We start from the raw sequence: 13,884 nt of genomic DNA on the forward strand, positions 1-13,884 counted from the left end.
GGGACGCGGGCGGTCGGTGCCTCGGTACGGAGACGGCTTCACAGAACCTTTGCAAGGGCCAACCGCCAGACGAAGTTAGCCTGTTGCATTGTCACAGATGGGTAATCATCACCCCTTACTGGGCCGCCGGTTACCCACTCTCTGTCCCCCCGCGCCCGATTCGTCATGCCGGTGCCCGAGCAATTCGCTCTGGTGCAGCGGCAGTCGGGCCCGATACCGTATGGGGCTGCTTCTCAGACCCCAACCGCCCCACCAGGAGCCAAACGTGACCCGCCGATCCCGCCTGCTCACGACAGCCGCCGCCGGTGCGACGGCCGTACTCCTGCTCGCCGGCTGTGGCGGGGGTGGGTCGAAGCCGAAGTCGAACGACAAGATCACGGGGGCGGATTCGGGGGGCGAGTCGTCGGCTTCGCCGAGTGCTTCGGCCTCCGGGACCGCTGGGCGCCCTGAGATCGAGATGCCGTCCGACTTGTCGTACACCTTTGACTGGCCCAAGACGGGTGACAAGGACAAGGACGCGGTGCTGGTGGACAGTGAGCAGTCCATCAAGGCAGTGGACCTCGCCATCGTGAACCAGGACCCGCTGGACAAGGCCTATCGCTTCTATTACGAGGGTGAAGCCGCCGCGCAGACCCAGCAGTTCATCAAGGCGTATGTCAAGGCGAAGGCCCGCACGACGGGCAGCTACCGCTACTACGACCCGGTCGTGAACGTCAGCGGTCCCAGCAACGCGTCCCTCGTTTACTGCGAGGACCAGGGCAAGGCGTACGACTTCTATTTGAAGACGAAGAAGGTCGATAAAACTCCGGTCACCAAGAACAGCTACGTCCTCTACAGCACCCAGCTGCAGAAGAACGACAAGGGCGTCTGGGTCGTCGTGAAGCTCATTTCGCAGAGGGGGAGCTCCAAGTGCCAGCCCTGAGTGCCGGCTCGCGATCGCTGATCGTGTTGTCATTGATCGGCTCGATCATGGCGGGGGCCGCTCCCGCCATGGCTGACAACAAGATCGGCGGCGGTGCCCAGACTCCCCCGCCAAAGGGGAAAACCTCCGGTGACGTTGATGGCAGCAACCTCAGCTCGACGGCCGGTGTCATCGTCTACGACCGTTCCAAGAACGGCTCGGGCAGCGCGGTGGGCCCGGTAACCTCCGTCACCTCCTGGACCCCACCGGCCTGTTGGTATGCCCCGAAGTACACGCCCGACCAGCTGAAGGCCTACCTGGAGCCCATTTGGGCGGTCGACTCCACCGGCCCCGAGTGGGATGCCCAGCAGCGTGACCGCTACGTCAAGGGTCATCCCTACAAGGACTTCAACAAGGACAAGGAGGGCAAGGGCTACTGGTGGGACTCGTACGTCAACAAGGACTTCCCGCCCGGCTGGGACAAGTGCAACGAGCAGATCTTCTGGGTGGACAAGGGTGACCCCCCGCCGGCCAACATCCAGAATGCCGTCACCCCGAAGATCCTGGCGGAACTCGCGTACAACGAGATCCGAGTCCCCAGCACGAAGGTGACCCTGGCTCCCGCGGAAAACACGAAGGTGAACCTGCCGACCTGGGCCTGGCTGGACGGTGCGAAGTTCAAGCCGGTGTCCGTGACCGCCTCCGTCCCGGTGCTGGGCATCTCCGCGACGACCACGGCGGAACCGGTCAGCCTCAAGATCGACCCCGGGACGACGGACGCGGTGACCTACCCGTCCTCGGGCGTGTGCCAGATCGACAACGGCAACATCGGCGAGCCCTACGCCAAGGGCAAGGCCGACAAGACGCCGCCCTGTGGAGTGAAGTACCTGCGCTCCTCGGGTACCGGCTCGTACCCGCTCAAGGCCACCATCACCTGGAAGATCCGCTGGACCGGCAGCGACGGCAACGGCGGTGACCTGCCGGACGGCACGTTCGGTGCGACCCAGGACGTGGTCGTTCAGGAGATCCAGTCCGTCAACCGCTGACAGGGAATGCCGGCCCGTAGGCCACTCGCCCCCTTAGGGAAGGCGGGTGGCCTTTCGGCGTCGCTTGTGCGTCGGCATAGGACGGCGTGCCCCCTACCGCGGGACGGCGAACGACCCGCGAAGGCGTGCCGGCCATGAGGAAGTAGTCGGCGGACGCCGTGCGCAAGTCTGTACCTGAACCGGTGCTACGCCAGCGCTGATGCACTGGCTGGACGCCACGGACGAGGCCGACGAGGCGCCACCCTGTGGGGTGAAATACCTGCGCCGCCGTGGCATGGGCTGGTTCCCGCTCTCGGGCGACCATCACCGGAGACCCACCGGACGGGCGGCGGTGGGGTGGGCCGTTCCTTGCCTGATGGGACGCGCCTGGCGCGACCCAGGTGCCGATGCGACTGGGCTCCAGACGTCAACAACTGGCCCCCGGCGTCACCGCTCCGGCGTAAGGAGCCCGGCTTCTCCATCGCCGCGGCGGGCAGTCTGCCCCCGCCAGAAAACGAATAGCGTGATTCCGATTCCATACGGGGCAGACCCAGGGGGCGGAGCGCGTGGCAGACCGGCTGGCCGTGGACGGCGACGAGTTGAAGCACTTCATGAAGCTGCTGAACAAGTCGAGCGACTCGCTGAAGGGCCTGCGCAAGGCGCTCAGCGACGTGACGGTCACCGGTCTCGGTACTGACGACCTGGACTCCGCCTGCGAGGACTTCCAGGAGGGCTGGAAGTACGGCACTGAGCAGATCGGCGAGCAGACCGAGAGCCTTGCGAAGATCATCGGCCAGTGCAAGGACAGCTACGAGGAGGTCGACAAGGCGCTGGAAGAAGCGTTGGGGAAGGGGCGGCACGCCAAGAGTGGGAGCGCCGAGTGACGATTCCTGGCCTCGAGGCGAACCCGTACCCCGCCTCCTCCGCCCGCCGCAACGGCGACCTTCCGCAGGGCCTGAAGTCCGCACCGGACGGCCAGCGCCTCCCGAACCCGTACGCCCACCTCGGCTTCAACCCGGTGCCGGGTAACCCCGAAACGGTTCGGGACCTTCACAAGAAGCTAGCCTCCTGCGCCAAGGTCCTGGAACAGACACATGGACTCGTCGCGAAGCTGATGGATGGCAGCTACTGGACGGGTGACGCGGCTGTCGCATTCCGAGACGAACTCCAGGGCGGTCCGCTGGCCCTCAACCTCAAGAACGCCGCGCACTCGATCAGTAAGGCAGCAAGGCAGCTCACCAGCTGGGAGGGCGAACTCGATGACTTCCAGCGCCGTGCTAAGCGCCTCGACGAGGACGCACGGGACGCCCGAGACACGCTGAACCGAACAAAGGCCCACGCGGACAAGGCGAAGAGCGCCCCCGACCTGGACAAGAAGGGCTCACACCACCACACCGCCCAGCAGGCTCTGACCCACGCGAACACAGCTGTTGAGAACGCCCAGTCAGACCTCGAAGAAGTCATAAATAAGGCCAAGAAACTGGCCAGTGAACATGAAGAGAGGGCCCGTCGCCGAGCAGAAAAGATCCGCAACGCAGCAAAGAAACTGGCGCCTCAGAAGCCAGGATTTTTCGAAAGCGCTCTGGATTGGGTGGCCGACAACCTGCCGGACATCCTTAGCTGGACGGCGGGGGTAGTAGGAATCGTCGCGCTTTTCGTGCTTTCGGGCGGGACGGTGGCGGCGGTTCTTCTCATGATCGCGGCGGCCTTAAGTGCAGGAGCCTTCATGACTCGATTGATGCAACCGGCAGTCTGGGAGTCTCTCAAGGATGGCTTCACGGAAGGGGAGCTTGACGCGGACTTCTGGAGCAATCTGATCGGTGTGACCGCTGATGGGCTGGGGTCACTCCCAGGTGTCGGATCGGTAGGGAAGGGGGCGTACGCGGCCCTGCACAGTGTGGGAGAGGCCGGTGAAGTTCTTACCCTGAGTCAGCGACTGGCGACCTTTGGGAGCAAGACCGCGTCAACGGCAAGAGAATTCTCCGACCTCAGGAACCCATTTACGGAATGGGTAATCACCAAAGCGCCGCGACTGGCCAGGGCTGTTGAGGTTACTGAAACAGCTGCCCCCTGGGTGGGGCTGGGTACAGCTTCCTACGGATTGTCCGCGAGCTTGCTCGATTCACTTGACAGCGACGCGGCGGCAAGCATTGGAACCAGCCTCGACGGTGCCCTCTTGGGGCCGATCGATGGCGCTGAAACCATTGACCTCGTTCGTCGTGTATTCCAATGATGATGACCGGCGCCCTTATTCATTGATTAGACGAGAGAGTAGTTCGTGCATGCATCCCACCGAATACGCCACAGCTTGGGATTGCCCCGCGACTCGTAGCGCCTGGGGCAGGCACATGGTAATGAATGTCGTTGGGCAGATCGGTTGGATTGTAGCCTTCCCGGGATTGCTTTACGTGATTATTGTCTTCACCTCCCGTGCGTATGTTGTAATTTTTACTCCGTTCATTCTCTATTCATTGTATCGGGTAATAAATCAAATCGGCCACTTTTCCTGGGCATTCCGTATGCGCCGGATTCTGCAACAGTACCCGTGGCGGATCCTCGCGGAAGTGCCTCGTGGTCTGGCAAAGCATCCAGAGGTGAGGGAGGAGGGGGCCTGGCTGGAGTTTCCTAATCCTTTGAATTCTGAGCAGGGGGTCCCCTTGGTGTTCATTCGGCACCAGCGAGCGCACTGGTGGCTCAAGCGCATCGGGCATGCTCGAACCAGTCCGGAACTCAAGGCTCAAATCGAACCTGTCTGGTTTGCCGGTGACCCTCGATTCCTTGGTGTGATTGCCGCACCAGGCCGATCCGGCAAGGTCCCCAAACGCTTCCATGTCCTGTATCAGCGCTCCGTTTTCGACAGTCGATGCAGGGCACAGAGTTGGGGCGCCGACAGCGTGGACATCGAGCGGGCGCGCCGCGCTGGGGCCTTGTACCTCGAAAACATTGTGCAGCCACAGAACTAGAGGCGAGGTCACCCCTAACATGACGACACCTGCACCACGCTTCCTGTTGCATCCCAATGTTCGTACGCCAGGGGAAGGCATCTGGTTCGGCGTCCCGGCAGGATTCGTAGATCTGCCGCTTGATGCCCTCTTGGCCCCACAGGGTTCTCCTCGGGGAGAGGATTCATGCCGAGTATTGGCGTCCTTTCTGGCTTCGACGCCGAACGAGGCGATCCGCCACCAGTTCGTGGTCCACCTGGCCACTGCCAAGCAGATGTTTCGCTCATTGTGTGCGGACCGGCTGGTCCACTGCTCTCTTGGCCTCCACCGTGACGACACCGGCGAGGACGGCAGGGGTGCGCTTCTGTCCCTGTTCACGATTGCCTGGCTCGATACGGCCTGGGCTCCGCGGGGGGTCACTGCCGCTCGCTCCGTCGCTCAGCCTGAAGGGCACGCGTACATCGAGTACGCCGAGCTTTCCTGCGGACCAGCTACGTTCAGTGAGAGCGTGCGAACCCCGACCAGCGAGTTGGGCCTGTCACAGGAACCCTTGTTGCAAATCCATGGGCATCTTCCTCATCCAGATGGCAAGAGCCTTGTGGTCCTCACGCTGAGTACCGCTGCCTTGGCCTATCGCGAGCATTACCGCGCGATACTGCGCCAAATCGCGGAACTTTTCAGCTTTGAAAGTCCGCTTGCCGGATAGTGTGCCTCTTGCTGACTGCTTGCAACCAGCCTCTCCAGGACGACACTACTGCCACGTCCAGCAGGACCGATCCGGGCCCCGCGGCTGAGTTGGTGGCGGGCGGTTGCTGGGGAGCGTCTGGGACAGGCGCCTGCACGGTGAACAGATTTCGCTCGCATTCCCAGCATCGACAGGGTGATGGCCGGGCACCACGCCTTTTCGTCGTACTCCAGGCCCTCCCTCCAGGTGCGGCACTCGACCCGGCCTGCACCGGACCGCGACATGCCCAAGGCTCGTACCAACACTCCGCCAAGATCGCGTCAATCCGTCCCCCTGCCGCTTCATCGCTCCGCGCCCCCGTGGAAGACTGCCCAGGTTGCGCAAGTGAACAGAGTGAAGCCATCGGCGGGGGAGCGGACGCAGTGAGCAAGCGGCAGGTTCGGAAGATGCTGCAGTTGATGGCGAGCGGTGAGCCCGTCACGCTCACCAACTCGATGGCTTCCGTGAAGCGGATCGCTCGGCTCGCCTGCATCGCCCAGCAGTTCGGGTACGAGTACACCGACGCGCACTACACCGGGTCGCGCAACAACGTGCTGAAGCTGCTCATCGTGCCGGACCACCGCCCGGAGGCCCGCACCCGCGCCGCGCAGAACTGGGCACAGTATCCGAACGCCGCGGACGGGGTCTCGCTGCCGCCCGTCGTGCCCGACGCGCTCGAACTCCTCAAGGCACGAATCCAGTTCGACCTCACCGGCAAGAACGCCGAGAAGCGGATGCTGTACGGGGCCGGCGGCATCACCCTCGGGTTGCTCCTCTACACGGTGCGGAAGGGCGGTGGTGCCTTCAACTTCATCGTCGCCGGCGCGGCATGGGTCATCTTCATGGGCGTCATGGGCATCGGCCTCCTTGTCACCCGGCGCCGCAACGCCAAGTTCGCCACCCGGCTCCGGGCCGCCGGGTTCGTGCCCGTGACCGATGAGAGTGGGCGGCTGCGTTATCTGCCGCCCGGCGCGCAGATTCCGGGACAGCAGCAGTGGCACCAGCCACAACAGCCACAGCAGTGGCACCAGCCACAGCAGCAACCCGGGCAGGCGGGGCCGTACGGCGGCGGTCCGTACTCCGGCGGTCCGTACGGTGGGCAGGTCGCTGGGCCGTACGGTGGCCCCGGCGGCACCGGGGGTGGCTACGGGCAAGCGGCCGCTCCGGGTCCTTACGCCCCCCAGCAGTACCCGAACTGGCAGCAGCAGCCGCCCCAGCCTCCTCAGCGCTGATCCGCAGCCCACCGCCCAGCGCCCACCGTCAGTACGGCATCGGCGGTCGGTCAACTCCCCATCAGATAAGAGCCCTCGGAGGTCATCCTTCGGAATGGTCGTAGTGCGGGGGCCATGCGCGGACGGCCATGAGCGACGGCGCCAAAGGGATGCACGCGGCCAGGAAGGAGGCGCTGGACGCGGCCAGACAGCTGTCCGGGCAGGGGCTGCCGAAGCTCGGTGCTTGGAGGAACCTCGTCGGTGGCGGTCCTGAAGCGGCGGATCGCGAGACGGGAGCGACCCGGCTGAGTCAGGCCGCGTTCGGGGCGGGCACGGGTGTGGATGCGTTCGGCAAATGGTTCGGGACGGCCGAGCCGTATGCCGAAGGGAAGCCCGGCGGCGACGGTTCGTCAGCGATCACCTGGGCACCGGCAGCCGCGTCCCGCGCCTCGTCCAGCTCGACCCGGACGACCGCGCCGACGCCGAGGACCCCCTCGGCGTTCTCGCCCACCACTGCGTACACCACTCGCCCCCACCGACGTCCAGCTCCTCGCCGTAACCAACGAGCTGGTCCGCCTGTACGCCGCTCTCCCCGCCCTCGACACGGTCGCCCGCGGAATCGCCCTCACCGACGGCCCTCCGGCCGAGTGAGAGCAAAGTTCCCTTCCGGTCACCCACAGCCACAGGCAGGAAACGCGTCCTCCCTACCTTCGGGACTCATCACCGCTCATCACCCCGAACCACCTGAGCCCCGGAGCACCGTGGAGGCGTCATGACAGCCCCGAGTACAGCCCCCGCCCCCAGCAGCGGCAGGGGAGGCCGCTGGATCGAGCAATGGGATCCGGAGAACGAGGCGTTCTGGAACGCGACCGGCGAGAAGGTCGCCCGCCGGAACCTGCTCTTCTCCGTCCTCTCCGAGCACATCGGGTTCTCGATCTGGACCGTGTGGTCCGTGCTGGTGCTCTTCATGGGCCCGGAGTACGGGCTGACCCCGGCCGACAAGTTCCTGCTGACCTCGATGGTCACGCTGGTCGGCGCCGTCGTCCGCGTCCCCTACACCTTCGCCGTCGCGATCTTCGGCGGCCGGAACTGGACGATCATCTCCGCCAGCCTGCTGCTCGTGCCGACCACCGCCGCGTTCGTCGTGATGAAACCGGGTACGTCCTTCGGGACCTTCCTCCTCGTCGGCCTGCTCGCGGGCATCGGCGGCGGCAACTTCGCGTCGAGCATGACCAACATCAACGCCTTCTTCCCGCTGAGGAAGAAGGGCTGGGCGCTCGGGCTGAACGCCGGTGGCGGCAACATCGGCGTGCCCGTCATCCAGCTGGCCGCCCTCGCGATCATCGGGGCCCACGGCGGTCCACGGGTGCTGCTCGGCATCTACATCCCGCTGATCCTGGTCGCCGCCGTGCTCGCCGCCCTCTTCATGGACAACCTCGCCTCGGTGAAGAACGACACCGGTGCCGCCAAGGACGCCGCCAAGGACGCCCACACCTGGATCATGTCCTTCCTGTACATCGGCACGTTCGGGTCGTTCATCGGGTACGCCTTCGCCTTCGGGCAGGTGCTGCAGGTCCAGTTCGGGCGTACGCCGCTGCAGGCCGCGTACCTCACCTTCATCGGCCCGCTCCTCGGCTCGCTGATCCGGCCCGTGGGCGGCCGGCTGGCGGACCGGTACGGCGGCGCGAAGATCACCCTGTGGAACTACGTGGCCATGGCCGCCGCGACCGGCGTGCTCGTCGGCGCGAGCATGCGGAAGTCGCTGCCGCTGTTCGTCTCCGTCTTCGTCGTGCTGTTCGTGCTCAGCGGGCTCGGCAACGGGTCGACGTACAAGATGATCCCCGGCATCTTCCAGGCGAAGGCGCTGGCCAAGGGTCTCACCGGTGAGGAGGCGGTCACCTACGGACGGCGGCTGTCCGGGGCCTCCATGGGGCTCATCGGAGCCGTCGGCGCGCTCGGCGGCGTCGGCATCAACCTCGCCTTCCGGCAGTCCTTCCTCTCCTACGGCTCCGGCACCGGCGCGTTCGTCTCCTTCCTGGTCTTCTACGGCCTCTGCTTCGCGGTCACCTGGGCCGTATACCTTCGCCGACCGGTCGTCCAGGCCGAGGCGAAGGCGGCCGCCGAGGAAAAGCCGCAGCTCAGCTACGCCGAGGTGTGACGTAACACCGGCGACATCAAGTCGAACCGAGCCTGTCACGCGCCGTTGACAGGCTCGTTCGGCATGCGGGTCAGCTAGGAGAGCCATGTACGACGAAAAGCAGGGATCGGAACACGGGCCCCTCGCCGGGTTCACCGTGGGTGTGACAGCCGCGCGCCGGGCAGACGAGCTCGGGGCGCTGCTCCAGCGGCGCGGTGCCAGTGTCCTGCACGCGCCGGCCCTGCGGATCGTGCCGCTCGCCGACGACGGCGAACTCCTCGCCGCCACCAAGGTCATCATCGACCAGGCGCCCGATGTGGTCGTCGCCACGACCGCCATCGGGTTCCGGGGGTGGATCGAGGCCGTCGAGGGGTGGGGGCTCGGCGAGCCGCTGCTCGGGCGGCTGCGCGGGGTGGAACTGCTGGCCCGCGGGCCCAAGGTCAAGGGCGCCATACGGGCCGCCGGGCTCACGGAGGACTGGTCGCCGTCCAGCGAGTCCATGGCCGAGGTGCTGGACCGGCTGCTGGAGGAGGGGGTCGACGGGCGCCGTGTCGCCGTACAGCTGCACGGCGAGCCGCTGCCCGGGTTCGTGGAGGCGCTGCGGGCCGGAGGGGCGGAGGTGGTTCCGGTGCCGGTGTACCGGTGGATGCCGCCGGAGGACATCGGGCCGGTGGACCGGCTGATCGACGCGGCCGTCTCGCGCGGGCTGGACGCGCTCACCTTCACCAGCGCTCCGGCCGCCGCGTCCCTGCTCTCCCGGGCCGAGCACCGTGGGCTGCTCGGCGAGCTGCTCGCCGCCCTCGGTCACGATGTGCTGCCGGCCTGCGTCGGGCCGGTCACCGCGCTGCCGCTCCAGGCGCGGGGGATCGACACCGTTCAGCCCGAGCGGTTCCGGCTCGGGCCCCTCGTACAGCTGCTGTGCCAGGAACTGCCGGGGCGGGCACGGTCGTTGCCGGTCGCCGGGCACCGGCTGGAGATCCGGGGGCACGCGGTGATCGTGGACGGGGACCTGAAGCCGGTGCCTCCGGCGGGGATGTCACTGCTGCGGGCGCTGTCGCGGCGGCCGGGGTGGGTGGTCGCGCGGGCCGAGCTGCTGCGGGCGTTGCCGGGGGCGGGGCGGGACGAGCATGCGGTGGAGACCGCGATGGCGCGGTTGCGTACGGCACTTGGTGCGCCGAAGTTGATCCAGACCGTGGTGAAGCGGGGGTATCGGCTGGCGTTGGATCCGGCGGCGGACGCGAAGTACGCGGACGCGTGAGCAGGAACCCGGGGCTGGTGTGACCGTCCCCGGGGGCCGCCGCCCCCGGACCTCCGCTCCGGCCTGAACGGCCTCGTCCTCAAGCGCCGGACGGGCTGACAGTTCCGGCCGGGGCCGGGAAGTGGACGTGGAAGATCAGCGCCGGACGGGCTGACAGTGCCCGCCCCGAGCGAGAGCCGGCCGTAGAGGATCAGCGCCGTGATCAGGCGTCCCAAGTCCGACGGTGAGTCCCGGCCGGCGAGGAGAATCGGCCGTAGGGGACCAGCGCCGTGGCCAGACACCCCAGAGCCACCGTCGACAGCAGAGCCCGCACGGCGTTCCACGCCCCCCATGGATTCTCGAAGTGCTCGCGCACGGCGGCAGGATCGGTGATCCTCGCCGGACTTCCCGCGTTCGCCAGGTCGTTGATCAGCGGGATGTCGAAGGCGCCGGTGATCAGGAAGACCAGGGCGTACGCCACCAGTGCAGCCCACACCCACCGGCCGCAGGCGTCCCGGCGCAGTTGCCACGCGGACACGGCCGTGAGCAGCAGCGCTCCCATGAAGCTCAGGAAGAACACCGGGTTCTGGATCACGTCGTTGATGTTCTGCATGGCCTCGATGAAGACGCGGTCCGAGCTGCGGTGCAGGGCCGGCATCACCGCGCGGGCGAAGATGCAGAAGACGCCGGCGATCAGGCCCATGGCGACCGTGGCCGCACCCAGCACAGTTCCGGCCTTCGTGCGGCGGCCGGCAGGGCTTCTCCGTGTCGTTTCCCTCAGCTGGGTCATGCCTTCAGTCAAGCCGCGCGACCGACGGTGGGACATGGCCGAGACGCGCGGCGGCACACGTGTGCGTCCAGCGCCGGTACGAGGGGTTCCGGACGCGCGTGCGGGCAGGCACTGTGAGAGAGGGAACGGTTCCCTGCCCTAGGCGGTGACAGGCACATGGCACTGGGTACGGCCACGGCCCCGTACGAGCTGCGGTTCGACGCCGGGCGGATCAGTCTGGATCTCCTGTCGACGACCCACCCAGGTGAACGGCTGGACTCGGTCGGGCCGTTGCGCGCCTGGATCGTCGGCTCCGGACTCGTCCCGGTGGGCACCCCGCTGGCGCACGCCGACGCCTCCTGGCTCGTGGGCTTCCGTGAACTGCGGGGACAGGTGGGACTGTTGGTGCGGTCCGGGACGTCGCTGGGCGCGCGGCCGTACGATGTCGCGCTCGGGCGGGTCAACGAGATCGCCCGTGCCGCACCTCCCGCCCCGCGTGCCGTGCGCGGTGACGACGGCACGCTCGTACGGGAGCTGGACGGACCGCCCGCCTGCGCGGCACTGCTCGCGGTCGTCGCCCGGGACGCCGTCGAGCTGCTCACCGATCCCGTCGCACGGGCGGCCGTGAGAGAGTGCGAAGGGGACAACTGCCCCATCGTGTACCTGGATACGTCCCGGGGCCGCAGGAGGCGCTGGTGCTCCAGTGAGGTCTGCGGGAACCGCGAACGGGTGGCGCGGCACCGTCGACGGGCGGCTCTCGCCCGCGCGTAGATGTCCTGTTCATCTCTTATGCGCGCCAGATCCCCCGGTGTTGCCGAAGTGATTTCGACAACACCGCGTTTGCCTCAGGCATCTTTCGGGAAGCCGACGCGCCGAAGTCAATGTGTCGGAAATGTAAAGATCACGCGGTGGGAATGTGCGGCCATGTCCCTCTCGTCATGCCACCCCGAAGAAAAGTGTCACGTCACTTTGAACACGCGCCGACCCTCCTGCGTACGTGTGGGCGAGCGACCGACTGGGGGAACCCCCGGACATCGGAGGTGGGCGTGCGCAAGGATTCCGTCGTGGCCAATGAACGTGGATCGAGGGCCCGACATCGCATGTCCCAGCCCTCGGAGCCTGATGAGGAGCTGATGCGTGCTCTGTATCGAGAGCACGCCGGACCTCTCCTTGCGTATGTCCTTCGGCTGGTCGCCGGTGATCGGCAGCGAGCAGAGGACGTCGTGCAGGAGACGCTCATCCGTGCCTGGAAGAACGCCGGTCAGCTCAATCGGGCGACCGGATCGGTACGCCCCTGGCTGGTGACGGTCGCACGCCGCATCGTCATCGACGGCCACCGCAGCCGGCAGGCCCGGCCGCAGGAGGTCGATCCGTCGCCGCTGGAGGTCATCCCCGCGGAGGACGAGATCGACAAGGCGCTGTGGCTGATGACGCTGTCGGACGCGCTCGACGACCTGACCCCGGCTCACCGGGAGGTGCTCGTCGAGACGTACTTCAAGGGGCGTACCGTCAACGAGGCGGCGGAAACCCTGGGTATACCCAGCGGCACCGTCCGTTCCCGGGTGTTCTACGCCCTGCGGTCGATGAAGCTGGCTCTGGAGGAGCGGGGGGTGACGGCGTGATGAGTGGATACGGGGGACACGCGGGATTCAGCACGGGTGGTCCGGGTATGTCTGGCCCCATGAGCCCCAATCAGGGATCTCCGGTGCCCAATGAGCACGAGACCGTCGGTGCCTACGCCCTCGGCCTTCTCGACGACGCCGAAGCAACCGCTTTCGAGGCCCACCTCGCGGGTTGCGAATGGTGCGCCCAGCAGCTCGACGAGCTTGCCGGGATGGAGCCGATGCTGGCCGCGCTCGCGGACCTGCCGGGCTCCGGCAGCACGCCCGCGATCGGCGAGTCGCTGTCCGCCAAGCCCAGCCCACAGCTGGCGGAGAAGCTGGTCGTCGAGGTCTCGGAGCGCCGGGCGGTCAAGCGCCGCCGCACCATGTTCATGCTCGCGGCCTCGGCCGCGCTGATCGTCGGCGGTCCGCTCGCCGTACTGGCGGCCAGCGGCGGCTCGGACAACGGCGGCAACGACAACATGGCCATGGGACCCGCCCAGGCGGCCTTCCAGACCATGTCCGACAAGACGACGGCCACGGACCCGACGACCCATGTCACCGCGACCGTTGCCGTCGAGAAGAAGGACTGGGGCACCCACGCGGTTCTCCAGCTCAAGAACGTCACCGGCCCGAAGAAGTGCTCGCTCATCGCCGTCGGCAAGAACGGCGAGCGCGAGACGGTGACCTCCTGGTCCGTCCCGAACTGGGGATACGGCATCGAGAACGCCAAGCACGAAGAGGCCAAGAAGCCCCTCTACGTCCACGGCGGCGCCGCTTTCGACCCCAACCAGATCGACCACTTCGAGGTCATGACCTTCGACGGCAAGAAGCTCGTCGACATCGACGCGTAGCTTCCGCGGGCCCCCTTCGCGTACGGTTGACGGCTGCCCAGCACGTCAGAAGGGGGCCCGGTGGCCGCTCAGGCTCAACAATCCGCGGTCGGCTCGGTTCACGGCGTACACGACTCCGTACGGGACCGAGAGATCAGCGTCGAACAGGAGCACCTGGACCGGGTGTACCGGCGCCTCGAGGAGAAGATCCACGAGGCGGAGTTCCTGATGAACGACGCGGCCAAGCGCGGCCAGGTCGGAACGCCCGGCGCGCTGGCCGAGCGCGATGCCCAGGTCTTCCGGGCGGGCGTCCACCTCAATCGGCTCAACAACGAGTTCGAGGACTTCCTCTTCGGGCGGATCGACCTGCTCCTCGGCAAGGACGGCAAGAAGGGGCCCGACGGCGCCTACACCGCCGTGGAGCCGGCGGAGGGCGCCGTGCGCGGCGTCAACACCGCCGTGTTCGGGGTGAGGGTGCACTTCGGGGGGTTTGGTGTCGTGGAG

14 protein-coding genes and 1 pseudogene are annotated in these 13,884 nt (G+C 66.8%); 13 read left to right on the plus strand and 2 right to left on the minus strand.

The features are described from left to right. Positions 1 to 265: 265 nt before the first annotated feature. The 7 genes from ACFW2E_RS00725 to ACFW2E_RS00755 all read left to right on the plus strand — a co-directional run bounded on the left by ACFW2E_RS00725 (position 266) and on the right by ACFW2E_RS00755 (position 6,824). Positions 266 to 922, plus strand: a complete 657-nt coding sequence (locus tag ACFW2E_RS00725; protein WP_384459201.1) for a hypothetical protein — start codon at positions 266 to 268, stop codon at positions 920 to 922. Between the two features lie 68 nt (positions 923 to 990). After that, positions 991 to 1,947 carry a hypothetical protein gene (locus ACFW2E_RS00730; RefSeq protein ID WP_384459203.1) on the plus strand — a complete coding sequence of 319 codons (957 nt, stop codon included), beginning with the start codon at positions 991 to 993 and terminating at the stop codon, positions 1,945 to 1,947. A 545-nt stretch (positions 1,948 to 2,492) separates the two neighbouring features. Continuing rightward, a complete protein-coding gene (locus tag ACFW2E_RS00735) occupies positions 2,493 to 2,810 on the plus strand; it encodes a hypothetical protein (protein WP_384459206.1) in 318 nt (105 codons plus the stop codon). After that, on the plus strand, positions 2,807 to 4,159 hold the full coding sequence (locus ACFW2E_RS00740) for a hypothetical protein (RefSeq protein ID WP_384459209.1): 1,353 nt from the start codon (positions 2,807 to 2,809) through the stop codon (positions 4,157 to 4,159). The genes ACFW2E_RS00735 and ACFW2E_RS00740 overlap by 4 nt, the downstream gene beginning before the upstream one ends. Positions 4,160 to 4,208: 49 nt before the next feature. Next, complete coding sequence (locus tag ACFW2E_RS00745) at positions 4,209 to 4,889, plus strand: hypothetical protein (RefSeq protein WP_384459212.1); 681 nt, start codon at positions 4,209 to 4,211, stop codon at positions 4,887 to 4,889. A 19-nt stretch (positions 4,890 to 4,908) separates the two neighbouring features. Further along, positions 4,909 to 5,574, plus strand: a complete 666-nt coding sequence (locus ACFW2E_RS00750; RefSeq protein WP_384459215.1) for a hypothetical protein — start codon at positions 4,909 to 4,911, stop codon at positions 5,572 to 5,574. 401 nt (positions 5,575 to 5,975) lie between these two features. Continuing rightward, a complete protein-coding gene (locus ACFW2E_RS00755; RefSeq protein ID WP_384459218.1) occupies positions 5,976 to 6,824 on the plus strand; it encodes a hypothetical protein in 849 nt (282 codons plus the stop codon). Between the two features lie 289 nt (positions 6,825 to 7,113). On the opposite strand, the gene ACFW2E_RS00760 is transcribed toward ACFW2E_RS00755, so the two are convergent. Then, positions 7,114 to 7,326, minus strand: a complete 213-nt coding sequence (locus ACFW2E_RS00760; protein ID WP_384459221.1) for a hypothetical protein — start codon at positions 7,324 to 7,326, stop codon at positions 7,114 to 7,116. 249 nt (positions 7,327 to 7,575) lie between these two features. Between ACFW2E_RS00760 and ACFW2E_RS00765 the strand changes: the two genes are divergently transcribed. Together ACFW2E_RS00765 and ACFW2E_RS00770 are read left to right on the plus strand one after the other, a co-directional pair. Next, entirely contained in the window at positions 7,576 to 8,961 is a 1,386-nt protein-coding gene (locus ACFW2E_RS00765) for a nitrate/nitrite transporter (protein WP_384459224.1), read from the plus strand. 85 nt (positions 8,962 to 9,046) lie between these two features. Further along, entirely contained in the window at positions 9,047 to 10,198 is a 1,152-nt protein-coding gene (locus ACFW2E_RS00770) for a uroporphyrinogen-III synthase (protein WP_384459226.1), read from the plus strand. Positions 10,199 to 10,400: 202 nt separating this feature from the next. Here the strand turns inward: ACFW2E_RS00770 and ACFW2E_RS00775 are convergent, their stop codons facing one another. Next, a complete protein-coding gene (locus tag ACFW2E_RS00775; protein WP_384459229.1) occupies positions 10,401 to 10,967 on the minus strand; it encodes a DUF1772 domain-containing protein in 567 nt (188 codons plus the stop codon). A gap of 156 nt (positions 10,968 to 11,123) precedes the next feature. Between ACFW2E_RS00775 and ACFW2E_RS00780 the strand changes: the two genes are divergently transcribed. From ACFW2E_RS00780 to ACFW2E_RS00795, 4 genes and pseudogenes are all read left to right on the plus strand, one after another. Continuing rightward, the gene (locus tag ACFW2E_RS00780; RefSeq protein ID WP_384459231.1) at positions 11,124 to 11,717 is read left to right on the plus strand and encodes a CGNR zinc finger domain-containing protein; all 594 of its coding nucleotides are present in this window, start codon (positions 11,124 to 11,126) and stop codon (positions 11,715 to 11,717) included. A gap of 329 nt (positions 11,718 to 12,046) precedes the next feature. Next, positions 12,047 to 12,568, plus strand: a complete 522-nt coding sequence (locus ACFW2E_RS00785) for a sigma-70 family RNA polymerase sigma factor (RefSeq protein ID WP_010039908.1) — start codon at positions 12,047 to 12,049, stop codon at positions 12,566 to 12,568. Then, complete coding sequence (locus ACFW2E_RS00790; RefSeq protein WP_384459235.1) at positions 12,568 to 13,401, plus strand: anti-sigma factor family protein; 834 nt, start codon at positions 12,568 to 12,570, stop codon at positions 13,399 to 13,401. The genes ACFW2E_RS00785 and ACFW2E_RS00790 overlap by 1 nt, the downstream gene beginning before the upstream one ends. A gap of 60 nt (positions 13,402 to 13,461) precedes the next feature. After that, a pseudogene (locus ACFW2E_RS00795) lies at positions 13,462 to 13,884 on the plus strand (helicase); the annotation flags it as partial.

This window comes from Streptomyces sp. NPDC058964, assembly GCF_042741275.1.
In the GTDB taxonomy this organism is placed as follows: Bacteria; Actinomycetota; Actinomycetes; order Streptomycetales; family Streptomycetaceae; genus Streptomyces.

What these genes read in the sequence shown, in the direction of transcription:
- ACFW2E_RS00780 (WP_384459231.1), top strand. Translation starts at nt 11,124, where the DNA reads ATGGCACTGGGTACGGCCACGGCCCCGTACGAGCTGCGGTTCGACGCC.
- ACFW2E_RS00745 (WP_384459212.1), top strand. Translation starts at nt 4,209, where the DNA reads ATGCATCCCACCGAATACGCCACAGCTTGGGATTGCCCCGCGACTCGT.
- ACFW2E_RS00790 (WP_384459235.1), top strand. Translation starts at nt 12,568, where the DNA reads ATGAGTGGATACGGGGGACACGCGGGATTCAGCACGGGTGGTCCGGGT.
- ACFW2E_RS00775 (WP_384459229.1), bottom strand. Translation starts at nt 10,967, where the DNA reads ATGACCCAGCTGAGGGAAACGACACGGAGAAGCCCTGCCGGCCGCCGC.
- ACFW2E_RS00730 (WP_384459203.1), top strand. Translation starts at nt 991, where the DNA reads ATGGCTGACAACAAGATCGGCGGCGGTGCCCAGACTCCCCCGCCAAAG.
- ACFW2E_RS00770 (WP_384459226.1), top strand. Translation starts at nt 9,047, where the DNA reads ATGTACGACGAAAAGCAGGGATCGGAACACGGGCCCCTCGCCGGGTTC.
- ACFW2E_RS00785 (WP_010039908.1), top strand. Translation starts at nt 12,047, where the DNA reads ATGTCCCAGCCCTCGGAGCCTGATGAGGAGCTGATGCGTGCTCTGTAT.
- ACFW2E_RS00765 (WP_384459224.1), top strand. Translation starts at nt 7,576, where the DNA reads ATGACAGCCCCGAGTACAGCCCCCGCCCCCAGCAGCGGCAGGGGAGGC.
- ACFW2E_RS00750 (WP_384459215.1), top strand. Translation starts at nt 4,909, where the DNA reads ATGACGACACCTGCACCACGCTTCCTGTTGCATCCCAATGTTCGTACG.